This is a genomic window from Psychrobacter sp. FME6, assembly GCF_014861365.1.
Lineage (GTDB): Bacteria > Pseudomonadota > Gammaproteobacteria > Pseudomonadales > Moraxellaceae > Psychrobacter.
The window spans coordinates 1-483 of the sequence record NZ_RRYW01000250.1; the positions used below are offsets into that span (position 1 = coordinate 1).

The 483-nt window shown below is 41.8% G+C and carries 1 protein-coding gene; it reads right to left on the minus strand.

Annotated elements, in window-relative coordinates; genetic code table 11:
* The coding region (locus EI162_RS14495; protein ID WP_318779335.1) for an IS1 family transposase at positions 1–475 on the minus strand (475 nt) is incomplete at its 3' end.
* Positions 476–483: the final 8 nt, after the last annotated feature.

Below are 483 nucleotides of genomic sequence, written 5' to 3' on the forward strand. Positions count from 1 at the left end.
TGATAGAGCCATAGCTTACTTTAAGTTGCTTTAAACGTGCTCTTAGCTTCTTAGCTGTTTTTAAGTCACGTTTGCCCCAAACATGAGCGACAATCTCATTAGTAGCACGATCATAAGCATAAATAAGCCAAACTTTACGCTTTTTGCGATACACGTAAGTCCAGAACTCATCAACCTCTAAGCGTTCATAGTAGCGCTTCTTAGGCGCGATCTTATAAACAGATGAGCCTATGGTGCCCAATACTTTACCGATACTGACTGAGGCTATAATAGCTATGTCTCTAACACCGCAACCTCTCACCGTCATTAGCCGTATGATGTCTTCTATTTTAGAGTGACAGCCCTTATAAGTTAAGGCATGGTCACCAATGAATTGACGTTTGCAGTCCTTGCATTGGTAGTTCTGCTTGCCATAGCTTTTTATGCCGTTTTTCTTTAAACTGGGACTGTGACAGTCGGGGCAGCTGATATCTATTTGTGTCT